Source organism: Methanofollis formosanus (assembly GCF_019633745.1).
Lineage (GTDB): Archaea > Halobacteriota > Methanomicrobia > Methanomicrobiales > Methanofollaceae > Methanofollis > Methanofollis formosanus.
Window position 1 is genome coordinate 2,719,628 of record NZ_CP037968.1, and the last position, 11,977, is coordinate 2,731,604.

The following is an 11,977-nucleotide window of genomic DNA, read 5'->3' on the forward strand; positions in this document are numbered from 1 at the left end:
AAAAGAGATCAGGACGGGGCCATCTGGTGCAGCCCGAGGATGTTCCCCTCGGTGTCCCTGAACCAGGCGGTCCTCGCGTCGCCGGGTTTCCCGGCGATCCCGTTCACGGTCTTCAGGTCGGGCAGGTCGTACTCCACGAAGACGACCCCCTTGTTCCTGAGGGCCTCCACTTCGGCCTCGATGTCGGCGACCATGAACGCCGCGACGGTGTGGTCGGCCTTCGTCGGGCCGCGCCGGTAGATGTACAGCACGGTCCCTTCCCCGCAATCGAAGAAGACCCCATCTTCATCGGTATCGACGACCTCCAGTCCGAGCGTCTTTTCGTAGAACGCGCGTGCACGGCCGAGATCCACGACCGGTAGCGTCGGTGCGACTCCCATCTTCGACAACATCACGCTCACCTCGACGTCGGGAGAGGGTGTTCCTCTGCTTAAAGGTATGGGCCTCACCCCCGTCCCATCACCCGCACCACCACCGCCACGATCCCGCCGACCACCCCGCCGGCCCAGGCGGCGGCCCGCCGCTCCCGCCTCTCCTCGCCGATCTTTTCGCTCTGCCAGGTCTCGACGGCCCGCAGCCGCGTCTCCATCTCGGCGTCCCGCGCCTCCATCCGCTCCAGCGTCCGGCAGATCCATTTCACGTCCCTATTCGTCTCGACGATCATCTCGTGCAGGTCACGCTCGGCGGCCATTCTGATCTCCTCGATCCGAGAATGGCGGTTAAGACAGATTAATATTACTTATGGTAATATGAAGGTGTGCCGGTGACATCCCGGGAGTCCTGGCAGGAGTGAAAAGAGCAATGGCAGACTTTGTCCTGTCCACCACGAACAAGACGTCGGTGCGGAAACTCACCGCACCGATCGCCGATGCTGCCGCGTTCAACGGCATCATCGAGGACATCCTGACGAACAACCCCTGGGGATGCACCCCCTGGGAGGGCGCCGGCGTCTCCCACGACGGCGTCGAGAAGGCCGCGGAGAACTACACGGCCCGCATCGTCTACGAGGACGAGTTCGGCGACGTCCTGGGCACCGCCTCCGCCCGTGCGCCGGACCTTGCCGGGTTCAACGCCGCGAAGACCGAACTCCTCGGCAACGAAGCGCTCGAGACCGCGGTCGGCGGGACGGCCGTCGCCGACTCGGGCCGCGAGACCTACGCGTGCCGCCTGCGGTGCCACGACGCCGGCGGCGAGGTTTACTTCGTCGCCTTCACCCGCACCTCGGTGCGGATCTCGTCCTACGAGAACGACGCGATCAGCGACGCGATCGAGACCTGGGCCGACGGGGTTGCGGCCCTCGCGTGAGTGTGAACACGGGAGGGATCACCCCCTCCTGATATTCGGTTTTTCGGCTTTGTAGAAATGCTCTGGATAGGTATCTCTGCGGGGGGCTGGCATGGGGGAAGGCGGTCGATACATGCTCGCACCTGAAGGAGGGAGAGCATCCAATCGGGTTCGATGGGCTCTCTGAAAATCAATGCCTATCCGGAGTGCGGAAGAAATCAATGGCTTTATTAATGCCCCGGAATGAATATCCGGTAATACAAAAGATACGTATTGGCATGACACTGGCTTTCCTGCTTGCGGTGCTGATTGCCGTCGCAGGATGTACTTCTGCGGACTCTTCGGCCACTGGTACGGCCGGAAATTCCGAAGGTTTGCTCAATGCCACCGCGAGCGATGCGGTGGTCTTCGGCCAGATGCATGTGAAGATGCTCGAAGGAACAAACGAGGTGTTCGAGTATATTTTATCGGGAGAATCTGACGATAAGACGGAGTTCCTCTTCTCTATGGTCGAGGCAGGCGTTCTGAACGATGAGATCCGGGCAGTATCTGATCACCATCTCCTGAAGGAAGAGTATGATGCGGTGGACAGTTCGCGTACAGCGCTGATCGTTTCTGCTCTTGCGGTCATTGAGGAGTATGAGACGAACGGAAATGTCTCGGCTTCCGGTCTTCAGGCGTTTGAGGATGACGTCGATCTGATGAAGTCGGCCTTTGATGAGTATGCGGATGCGTCCTATGCGACGCTGCCCGGGGGAGGGAACGATCCGGCCGTCAGCCTCCTGAAGATGCAGGAAGAACTGCTCGAAACGGTCGGGGAGTCGCTTGAGTATGTCACCCTCGGCAACGTCGAGGAGAAAGAGGAGTTCTATGCAGGAATGGACCGGTTCATGGCAGAAGCGGAGGCGTTCAACGATACGGCCTATCTTCGCGCCGGTGAGAACGTTGCCGTCGCGAACCGGTATCAGGCAATGATGGACGCCGTCACAGAATGCCGGTCGGCGGCCGATATTCTTTTCTCCGCGTATGAGGCAGACAAAATGCTCTCCGGGGAAGATTTTGATGCGTATGAGGTTTCCGTCGACACGATGAAGGCGGCATACGATACGCTCATGGCGTCGGTGCTGGCGACGGTATGATCTCTGTCCCCTTTTTTTCGTGAGTCTGTTCGAGGGCATGAACGTGCGGGAGCCGCGACGCCGTCGCGATCCGCCGCCCTCGCGTGATCGGGAGAGAGGGGATCTCCCCTCCCTCTTCTCAGTCAGGGGATCCTGACATACCGTGATTGCGCCGGGCACTGCCGCCAGGTCCGGACCAGGTGACGAGCGGTTCCCGCTCCCCCCGGGAAGGCGCGGGCCATTGCGCGGTGGACCCGACCCCGGAGACGGCGGAACGATTATCTCCCCTCTCTTGTATCTGCACGGGGGGCGACGGGGATGGGACTGCGGCGGGCGCTGACAGAGTTCGACCTGACCAACATCATCGTCGGGTCGATCGTGGGTGCCGATATCTACATTGCGTCGGCGCTCACCGCAGGGCTTGTCGGGCCGTTCGCGATCGTGGTGTGGGTCGTGGCGGGGATCTGTGCCGCGACGATCGCAGTCGTGTTTGCGTACTGCAGTTATTATGTCCCGCGGGCAGGCGGGCCGTTCGCCTATGTCTCGGCGGCGTTCGACGATTTTTACGGGTTTCTCACCGGGTGGAGTCTGTGGATCGCAGAGCTGCTCGCCCTCCCCGTCTTCGCCATCGCCTTCGCCCTCTATCTGGGATCGGTCGTCCCGCTCGGTCCGGCGGCGGAGGTGGCGGTGCGGGGCCTCTTCATCGGGGCGCTCACCGTCGCCAATATCCTCGGAGTCAGGGCGGCAGGCAGGCTCAACGACCTGCTCACGATCATCAAACTTCTTCCCCTCGTCGTCTTCGTCGTTGCGGGACTCGTCTTTGCGGTCGTGCACCCGGCCCATTTTCTCGGCAACTACCGGCCGTTCATGCCCTTCGGCCTGGAACACGCGGCATATGCGGTGGTCCTGGTCTTCTGGGCCTATGTGGGTTTCGAGATGGGGACGTTCCCGGCTGACGAGGTGAAGGATCCTGCCCGGAGCATTCCGCGGGCGATCGTGCGCGGGATGGCGATCGTCGGGATCTTCTATGTCATGACGAACTTCGTGCTGTACGGTCTCGTCCCGGGGGGTGAGCTGGCGGCGAGCACGACGCCGCTCGTCCTTGCCGGGACGGTGCTCTTCGGTTCTCTTGGGGCGGTGCTCATGACGGTCGGGGCGCTGTTCTCGGTCTCGGGGTCGGACGAGTCCGGGATGCTCGGGAGTTCGCGGCTTGCCTATGCGATGGCTATCGACGGGCTCTTCCCGTCGATTTTTGCACGGCTCCACCCGCGCTATGGGACGCCGTATGTCATCCTCATCGTTGAAGGGGTCGTGGCGTTCGTGCTCTCCGGTTATGCGGATCTCCCGGGGTTGATCTCGTTCTCAGTCTTCAATCTCGCGTTTTCGTTTCTCCTCACGTCTTTTGCGCTTATCGTGCTGAAGGACGAGACGAGTCCGCTCCTCGGGCAGACGGTCCTGCCCCTCGCGGGGATCGGGATCTGTCTTTTTCTTCTTGTCTCGACGCTCCCGGCCGATCTGATCGTCGGGGCCGTCGTTCTCGCGGCAGGAGTCCCGGTCTATCTTTATTTTTCTCCGAAGACCGACATTCATCATCTCAAAGAGGAATTTTTATCGGAAGAGGCGCTGTTTCTCCGCAGGGTCGCCGCAAAAGAGCGCTATCTCGCAAATTTTATCAGGCTGGTGCGGGAGGCGTGGGAGGTGGGACGGCGGGTGGTGCACCGGCTGTAGGGGGTCACGCCCTGATCTGCCCGTTCAGGCCCGGATTTCCGGTTTTCGGTCCGCGGATCCTGGCAGAATGGGCCGCGTTTTCAAAGGTGCTGTTTTGCGGGTATTTTTCAGGTGTGCCGATGGAAACCGCCCCTGTATCCGGCCCAGGATGGGGTGTGCGGGGAGGGGAGAGGTTGCAAGAAGGGGTGGCGCCGGTGCGGGGACGAGAGGGGGTGGAAAGAACGGCGGAAATCGGCGCGAATTGATGAGGGGAGACGGAAGGAATGGGGTGCATAAGGACACCCGCTCTACGTAGGCAGGCTGAGCACGACAGTTTCACTACGATATGTGTGTGGCTTTATGAGTTCTGTGATTGAAAAGATCCGATAGAGGTAGTGAGAATGGTGGTTTTTTGGACCTATCTTTGATCAGATAGAGAATGAACGCCGCTAAGATCAAACTGTGTATCGATAATACCTGCTGTTCGAGGAGATACGCTGTTATGATAACGAAAATAAAGAAGATATAATCTAGGAAATCTCGATGCATGAATTTTTTAGGGCACTCCGTTTCGATGTCCTCATCGATGCGGAAACTCCAACACTTTTTGGGGGTGAATTCTCCCGGTGCTTTCGGTACAGTCACCCCCTCGCAGGTAATTTCGCCGAGATAACCCTTGGATGACAATAAGGACAAGATTTCGTCCTTTGAAATCTCTTCGAGCCACAAAACGTTGGGCATTTCGGTCATTCTCGCACCACCCATATGGTAGGCGTAACGAATATTATAGATTCTCCCTGTACGGCTCTGCACCATTTTGGGATGGATGAATATGGGTATAAGAAAAACACGAATGTCTTTAGGAGAATTATAAATTCAGATTTAGGAGTTTATACTTGTAATTCAAAGTCCTTGTCAACGATCCGCTGACTGATGAAGAAGGCATCATAGAAACATGCCATTCGAATCAGGGATGATATTCAAGTCATGGACAAGGTGACCGAGGCCTGAAAGAAACTGATGTTCATAAGCAGGGTAGGGAGTGTTGCAACGGTGAACCTCCGGAAGAGGGGCGGCGTCGGCGGGCACCTCGTCGGACCCGTACACGGCAAGGGGCTCTGCCGACAACCGGAACACCGCGGCAAACCGCCCGCCCACCCCGGCGACGGGAGGGTTATCGTTCGTCTCGATCATCCCCCTCAGAGAGGGGAGGTGGCCCCCCTCAGCTCACCGGGGCGAGCGTAAAGAAGGCGATGACCGCCGCCAGGAGGATGAATCCCAGGACGAAGAGGACGACCAACGGCAGGAGGACGGCGGCCGCGGCCCGCCCGGTCGTGGTCTCGTGGAGTTCCCGGATCCCGAGGACATAGAGGACCAGGGACCAGATCCCTGCAAGGAACCCGATGAACGGGATCCAGCCGAGGAGCATGGCGGGAGTGGCGCCGTACGCCACGGCCTTGATGGTCTGCTCGAGTCCGTTCCCCCCGACGAGGATGACGACGAAGAGGTGGATGATCAGGCCGATGACGAAGAGGCCGATGAGCCCGGCGACGATCCCCCAGATGATCATGCTGATCCCGGCGACGACGCCGGTCCCGATCCCCATGCCGGAGAGATCGCCGTAGAGATTGAACCCGGCCATCACCAGCAGTCCGCTCAGGACGGCGTTGATGGCGAGGATGACGACGAAGTACTTGAGCACCTCGCCGAGGTCGTCACCTTTTGCGTCTTTGAAAGACTCTACCGGATCCGTAAGGAACCCTTTCATACGCTCGACAAGATCTGCAGGCATGATAGGAATATCGTAAGGGGAAATATATCCTTTTCTCTATGCTCCTCCGGTACGGGGGAACCCTTCCCGAGATCGTCACATCCCCGCGCCGGATGCCGGGCTCGAGAGGGTGAGTGCGATCGCTCGACCGCTCGCCGGCGAGAACTCGGCCCCTGGGAGAAAGGGGTGTGCGGGTCCGGAGGCGTGGACGAAAAATGGTGCTGTGTTAATCCCTGGTCTCGTCCCCGTTGGATTCCTGGTCTGCAGGGTGATCGTCGTTCGGTTCTTCTTTCCGGTTCTCTTTTTTCTTGAGGGCCTGAAGGACGAACTCGCTCATACGGGGATTCTGTTCGGAGGGGGCGTCGGGGCGCGCTGATTGATCTTCTGGCATGTCTCACCGTATATTTCAGGGATTGTATGTTTTTAGGGTATATCTTGACTGTGGTTCACCATTCTTTGAATGATCATATCGGGTGCCTCGCGTTCAGATCTGTGCATCGGCGGGACGCGATTGCGATCCGCCCCGCCGCCTTCATCACCGGTGCGCCGGTTTTCTCGCGGAGAACTCGAAGACGCAGAAGTCGGGCGCCGCACCCGGCATGCCGGTGCGGTCCCCCTCACGCACCGTGACCTCGCGAAAACCCGCCGCCGCCATGTGCCCGGCCATCTCGTCTCGCGTCATCAGCCGTGGCGGTCCGGCACGGCTGCGGGCGCCGACTCCGTCTCTGAGCCCCAGCGTCGACCCGAAGAAGATCCCGCCGGGCTTCAGGGCGTCGTGGGCACACATAAGGTACTCTCTGAACTCGTCCTCGTCCTCGATCACGTGGAAGACGCTTCCCGAATAGACGGTCTCGAACCTCTCCGACCGGAACGGGAACCGATCGTCTACCAGAAAGAGGTCCCGGACCTCCTCCCGGTCGGCGTAGAGGTCCATGCCGAGGTCGATGCTCTGCCAGGTGAGGTCGAACCCCCGTACCATCTCCCGCGGGTAGCCGTCGCGGAGCAGGTGCCGCACGGCATCCCCGGTGCCGCACCCGTAATCGAGGAACTCTCCCCGGTGCTTCACCGCCTCTGAATAGAAAAAGTGCCGCGTGATCCGCGGCTCCCCGACGCGGAGGACGATATAGGGGTACGGGACATTTTTGAGCGTGTACTGCTCGAGCACCCGCTCGCGGTGCCCCGCGGGGTAGACGAGGCCCGCCTCCTCCAGGCGGTCCATGGCCTGGACGAGCGCCTCTTTCAGCCCGGTTCCGTCCCTGAATCGCTGTATTTGTGTCATACGATCTCGTCTCCAAAAAATGTGGGCGTCTCACGACCTCCCGGCGTCCGCCGCCCTGAGCGGGACGACGACCGGGGCGCCCCCGTCGTTGTCGAGGAGGCGGGCCTCCACCCCGTAGACCTCCCTGATGTTCTCCGCCGTGATCAACCGTGCCGGCGGGCCTGCCGCAGCGATGACGCCCTCTTTCATCATCGCCATGGTATCGCAGTACCGGGCCGCGAGGTTGAGGTCGTGGATCGAGATCACGACCGTGATCCCGGTCGTGTCCACGAGCGACCTGACGTACTCCATCGCCTCGAGCTGGTGCCTGAGGTCCAGGCTGCTCGTCGGTTCGTCGAGGAGGAGTACCGCCGGGTCCTGGGCGAGGGCGCGGGCGATGAGGATCTTCTGCTTCTGCCCGCCTGAGAGCTCGTTGAAGTTCTTCATCGCAAGCCCGTCGATGTTCAACCGTTTCATCACCCTGGCCACCGCGGCGATGTCCTCCTCGCCCACGCACCAGCCCATGTGCGAGCGGCGGCCCATCAGGACCATATCGAAGACGGTGAAGGAGGCCATCGGGGGGGAACTCTGCGGGACATACCCGATGGCCCGTGCGATCTCCTCGATCTCCATACGGGCGATCTCGCGGTCATCGATGAGGATGCTCCCTTTCGGTCTGAGGATGTGGTCGATGCACTTGATCAGGGTGGTCTTTCCCGAGCCGTTGGGGCCGACGAGCCCGAGGACCGAGCCTTCCCCCACCTCCAGGGAGAGCCCCTGCAGGACCGGGGCGCTCCGGTAGGAGAAGGTGAGGTCGCGGATCGTGAGCGTTACCAATCGCCACTCCCCCTGCGGATGAAGAGGTAGAGGAAGAACGGGACGCCGAAGAAGGCGGTCATCACGCCCACCGGCATCACCTGGCCCGGGATGACGGTCCTCGCCGCTGTGTCGGCCGCAAGGAGCAGCACGGCCCCGAGCAGGCCCGACGCCGGCAGGAGAAAGCGGTGGTCCCCGCCGACCATCATCCTGGTGATATGGGGTGCGACGAGCCCGATGAACCCGATCGTCCCGGTGAAACAGATGATCCCCGCGGTGATCAGGGAGGTCAGGCTGAGGCAGGCGATCCTGACCCGTTTCACGTTCACGCCCATGCTCCTGGCGCTCTCGTCCCCGGCGCCCATCACGTTCAGGTCGATCGCCTTCCAGAAGAGGTAGGGGAGACTGACGAGCAGGATGACGCCTGTTGCGGTGATGATGTCCCAGTTCGCCTTGTCCAGACTCCCGAGCATCCAGAAAACCACCTGCTGGAGGTTGTCGGCGTCGCTGAAGTACTGGACGAAGGATGTCATCGCCGAGAAGAGGTACATGATCGCGATTCCCGCCATGATCATCGAACCCGGCGTCAACCCCCGGATCGAGGCGAGTCCGAAGACGGCGGCCGAGGCGATGAGGGTGAAGACGAAGGCGTTGCCGATGACGAGGTACATCCCGCTCCCGATCCCGGCGCCGAGGATGAAGGCGATGGAGGCCCCGAGGCCCGCGGCCGAGGCGATCCCGAGGGTGAACGGGCTTGCAAGGGGGTTCTTCAGGATCGCCTGCATGACGGTCCCGGCAACGGCGAGCCCGAACCCCGCGATCATCGCGAAGACGATCCGCGGGAGGCGGTTGACCAGGATCGCACACTCTTCGGCGGTCGTGGGTTCGGAAAAGAGGCCGGATGCGATGATCGAGTAGACCTCCATGAGGGAGAGGTCGTAGCTGCCGAGGTTTGCCGCAAAGCCGGCAAGGGTGATGAGGATGAAGAGAGAAACGGCTACAAGGAGCCATTTTCTCTTGATGTACCCGGTGTAGTCTGCCCGCACCTGCGCGAGGTCGGTCTCGTTCATCTCCTCTTCACCCCGCGTCGGGATAGGCGAAGGCCCCGTGTTCGGTGACGTCGTAGTCGACGCCGTGGAAGCGGTCGATGTACTCCTGGTTGATCGCCGCCGGGTCGAGGTCGGCGAAGCGGTCGGGGTAGAACCATTTCGCGATCGTGGCGAGTGCCGCCGGGTACTGGAGGCCGTAGGCGTAGCGGTACGAGATGATGTACGTCCGGCCGTCCTTCACCGCCGGGGTGAAGGTCAGGATCTTCTGGCCGGTGATGTCGCGGTAGTGGTCGGCGAGCGCCGTCGGGTCGTCGGTCTCGTAGCCCCCGGCGTAGCAGAGGCCGAGGATCGCGTCCGGGTCCTGCTGTGCGACCCACTCGGTGTTGACGATGCCGGTCGAGGCGTCGACGGTCGCGGCGGCGACGTTGATCCCGCCCGCGTCGGTGCAGTGGGTGTGCATGTACGTCCCGGCCGAGGCGGTCCGCCGGTCCGCACCGCCCGAACTGCCGACGTCGATGAAGACGTTGATCCGTTCGTCCTCAGGGATCGCCGCGGCCCTCTCCTTGATCTCGTCGACGTAGCGGTCGTGCCACGCGACGTACGCGGCGGCCTCCTCCTGGCAGTCGAGGAGGTAGCCGATCTTCTCGATCTCGTCCCTGAGATAGGAGGGTTCGAGGAAGTCCATCCTGACGACCGTGACCGAGGGGGGCATCTTGTCGACGAAGAAGTCGTCGCCCGGGCCGAGGGTGACGTAGGTGAAGATCGCGTCCGGGTTGCAGGCGTAGATCTTCTCGATGTCGGGCGGGGTGGGGCCGCCGCCGCCGATGTCGATCTTCTCCCTGACGTAGGGGTTGATCACCGCCATCCTGACGGCCGAGTTGGCGACGCCGATCACCTTCTCCTCCTGGCGGAGCGGGGTGACCCAGTGGCCGTTGTAGGCGACGATCCGCGTCAGGGGCCGGACGATGGTGATCGTCTTCCCGGTCGAGTCCTCGATCCGGCGGGGGTATCGGGGATAGTTCAGGGCGGCGTCCCTGAGGTCGGCGCGGCTGAGGTGGTCGACGGTCCCGCCGCAGTGTTCGGCCTCCATGCAGGCGATGATCTCGTCGGCAAGGACGTCTTCGGCGACCGCCCTGATCTCCTCGGGCGTCGTGGGGACCGCCGCGGCGGCGGCCGGGGCGATGAGGAGGGCCAGGAGGACGACGAGCGAGGCGGCCTTCATCGGAGACACCTCCGGCCGGCGACGAGCGCCGCACCTGCGGCGGCGATGAGGCCGAATCCCGGCGATTTGTGTGGGTCCGGGGTGGCGGCACCTGCGGCGGCCGCTGCGGCGATGATCCGGGTGGCCGGGGTCTCGCCCGACGTCCCGGTGCGGACGTCCTCCCACAGCCCGGTGATCGTCCCGCTCCCGCCGGCGTCGGCGCGGAGGGTGTAGGCGATCGCCGTCTCGTTGACGGCCGAGAAGATGATCTGCCGGCCCGTGACTTTGTACCGGCCTTCGGGCTGGGTCGTCCCCGCGAAGGCGAAGCCGTCCGGGACCGTCTCGACGATCCCCATCATCGATCCCTGGGGGAGGGCGAGGGTCACCTCGACGGTCCCGCCGGCCGCGAGCGTGTCGGTCGAGACACTCCGAACCACGCCCCCGTCCGCCCCGAGTGCGGGGGCGGCAAGCATGCAGAGGATGATCAGGGTGGTTGCGGCGGTTGGTAAATTCATTGTATGGATCTGTAAGATTTGGTGATATATATCTTCCTTTTTGTGATATGATGGCGCGAAAAAATGAATCGATTTTTTTACGGGGGCGCAGGCCCTGCGGCACGGTGCGCCGGGTGCTGCGTGAAAATCGCGGATCGATAGACTTATACTTTTCTTTGGTGAGATCTAATGTTACTAATATGTAAAAACGTAACAATTAGAGAAGATTCATGAGCAAAATCTATGTACTGGCCTCCATCCCCGGCGCCGGAAAGACGACCACGGCGCTACTGCTCCATCGCCACTTCCGCGAGCAGGGCCTGCGAGTGGCCTGCCTGCAGCAGAACAAGGGGCAGAGCGACGTGCACGCCTACCTGTCGGCCGGATGCCGCCACTACACCATACCGCTCGAAGCGGCGAAGGGCCGGGAGGACTTCGAGCAGTGGGTGCCTTCAGGCTACGATGTCTACCTTTTCGAGGTCACCTGGCCCTATGCACCGATTGGCGCGGCGTACGTCGACGTCTTCGACCGGATCAACGAGACCGTCCCCTACGAGGCGATGAACGATTGGAAAGGATATGTTGCCGCCTTCCAGAAAAAAAGGTGGAGCCGCCGACTCCCGGCGCATCATCCCGACCTGATGGAACTCTGGGACATGGTCAGGGATCGAACCGTGCAGCGGATCGTCACAAAGGTGCCGGAAGAGGTGGAAGGCCCGTTCGTCGATACGTCGCATTTGATCCATCGTCCTGAACTCCTTGTTGCGGACACGATCGAACCGCAGATGACCCTGCCCCGAAGCGACAGAACCGCCATCGCCGTCGGTGCATTCCCGGCAGAATTCTGGGATCTTTTCCCCCGGCTCTCCTGGTACGGCTACGACTATGCAGCCTTCATGGAGCGCTATAGGGCGGAGGACTACGACCTCGCTGTCATCGGGATGTGCGGCGGCACCGCGCTGAAGTTCCGCGACCGTCCGGAAAAATCCGACGTCATCTGTTACAAGCCCTCGGTCTACCTCGACGGTTTACAATCCCCGAAAGAAGTCTTGCAGAACCGCGACTCCTTCTCCAGGATCGTCTCGACCATCAAGGAGAAACCCGTCGGCACGCCGCTCGGCGATGAGGGGAGCCCTTACTTCAGGCTGAACAACCGGTTCTGGACCTACCGGCCCTATCCTGACAGGGAGATGATCTGGCGGGAAGAGAATATGCTCTTCTGTAATGGCTGGGTGCTTCCGCAGTATCTGATCCGCGAAGGGTACCTGGAGGTGTGAAG

Annotated in this window: 12 protein-coding genes; 4 read left to right on the forward strand and 8 right to left on the reverse strand. The window is 61.6% G+C overall.

Annotated elements, in window-relative coordinates:
- Nucleotides 1-8: 8 nt before the first annotated feature.
- Nucleotides 9-392, reverse strand: coding sequence for a VOC family protein (locus tag E2N92_RS12410; protein ID WP_220681460.1), 384 nt, complete (start codon nucleotides 390-392; stop codon nucleotides 9-11).
- A gap of 53 nt (nucleotides 393-445) precedes the next feature.
- The gene (locus tag E2N92_RS12415) at nucleotides 446-691 is read right to left on the reverse strand and encodes a hypothetical protein (RefSeq protein ID WP_220681461.1); all 246 of its coding nucleotides are present in this window, start codon (nucleotides 689-691) and stop codon (nucleotides 446-448) included.
- A 110-nt stretch (nucleotides 692-801) separates the two neighbouring features.
- Here E2N92_RS12415 and E2N92_RS12420 point away from each other — a divergent pair, with 110 nt between their 5' ends.
- From E2N92_RS12420 to E2N92_RS12430, 3 genes are all read left to right on the forward strand, one after another.
- Nucleotides 802-1,305, forward strand: coding sequence for a hypothetical protein (locus E2N92_RS12420; protein ID WP_220681462.1), 504 nt, complete (start codon nucleotides 802-804; stop codon nucleotides 1,303-1,305).
- Between the two features lie 185 nt (nucleotides 1,306-1,490).
- Nucleotides 1,491-2,423: a hypothetical protein gene (locus E2N92_RS12425; protein ID WP_220681463.1), complete on the forward strand. Its 933-nt coding sequence runs from the start codon at nucleotides 1,491-1,493 to the stop codon at nucleotides 2,421-2,423.
- Between the two features lie 297 nt (nucleotides 2,424-2,720).
- Complete coding sequence (locus E2N92_RS12430) at nucleotides 2,721-4,130, forward strand: amino acid permease (RefSeq protein ID WP_220681464.1); 1,410 nt, start codon at nucleotides 2,721-2,723, stop codon at nucleotides 4,128-4,130.
- Nucleotides 4,131-5,331: 1,201 nt separating this feature from the next.
- On the opposite strand, the gene E2N92_RS12435 is transcribed toward E2N92_RS12430, so the two are convergent.
- From E2N92_RS12435 to E2N92_RS12460, 6 genes are all read right to left on the reverse strand, one after another.
- Complete coding sequence (locus tag E2N92_RS12435; protein ID WP_220681465.1) at nucleotides 5,332-5,901, reverse strand: YIP1 family protein; 570 nt, start codon at nucleotides 5,899-5,901, stop codon at nucleotides 5,332-5,334.
- Nucleotides 5,902-6,415: 514 nt separating this feature from the next.
- The gene (locus E2N92_RS12440) at nucleotides 6,416-7,159 is read right to left on the reverse strand and encodes a class I SAM-dependent methyltransferase (RefSeq protein ID WP_220681466.1); all 744 of its coding nucleotides are present in this window, start codon (nucleotides 7,157-7,159) and stop codon (nucleotides 6,416-6,418) included.
- Between the two features lie 30 nt (nucleotides 7,160-7,189).
- Nucleotides 7,190-7,975, reverse strand: a complete 786-nt coding sequence (locus E2N92_RS12445) for an ABC transporter ATP-binding protein (protein ID WP_220681467.1) — start codon at nucleotides 7,973-7,975, stop codon at nucleotides 7,190-7,192.
- Nucleotides 7,969-9,024, reverse strand: a complete 1,056-nt coding sequence (locus E2N92_RS12450) for a FecCD family ABC transporter permease (RefSeq protein WP_220681468.1) — start codon at nucleotides 9,022-9,024, stop codon at nucleotides 7,969-7,971. Before E2N92_RS12450 ends, E2N92_RS12445 begins: the two co-directional genes overlap by 7 nt.
- 7 nt (nucleotides 9,025-9,031) lie before the next feature.
- Complete coding sequence (locus tag E2N92_RS12455) at nucleotides 9,032-10,225, reverse strand: ABC transporter substrate-binding protein (RefSeq protein WP_220681469.1); 1,194 nt, start codon at nucleotides 10,223-10,225, stop codon at nucleotides 9,032-9,034.
- Entirely contained in the window at nucleotides 10,222-10,719 is a 498-nt protein-coding gene (locus E2N92_RS12460) for a hypothetical protein (protein WP_220681470.1), read from the reverse strand. Before E2N92_RS12460 ends, E2N92_RS12455 begins: the two co-directional genes overlap by 4 nt.
- A gap of 209 nt (nucleotides 10,720-10,928) precedes the next feature.
- Here E2N92_RS12460 and E2N92_RS12465 point away from each other — a divergent pair, with 209 nt between their 5' ends.
- Nucleotides 10,929-11,975, forward strand: a complete 1,047-nt coding sequence (locus E2N92_RS12465) for a P-loop NTPase family protein (RefSeq protein ID WP_220681471.1) — start codon at nucleotides 10,929-10,931, stop codon at nucleotides 11,973-11,975.
- Nucleotides 11,976-11,977 lie beyond the last annotated feature (2 nt).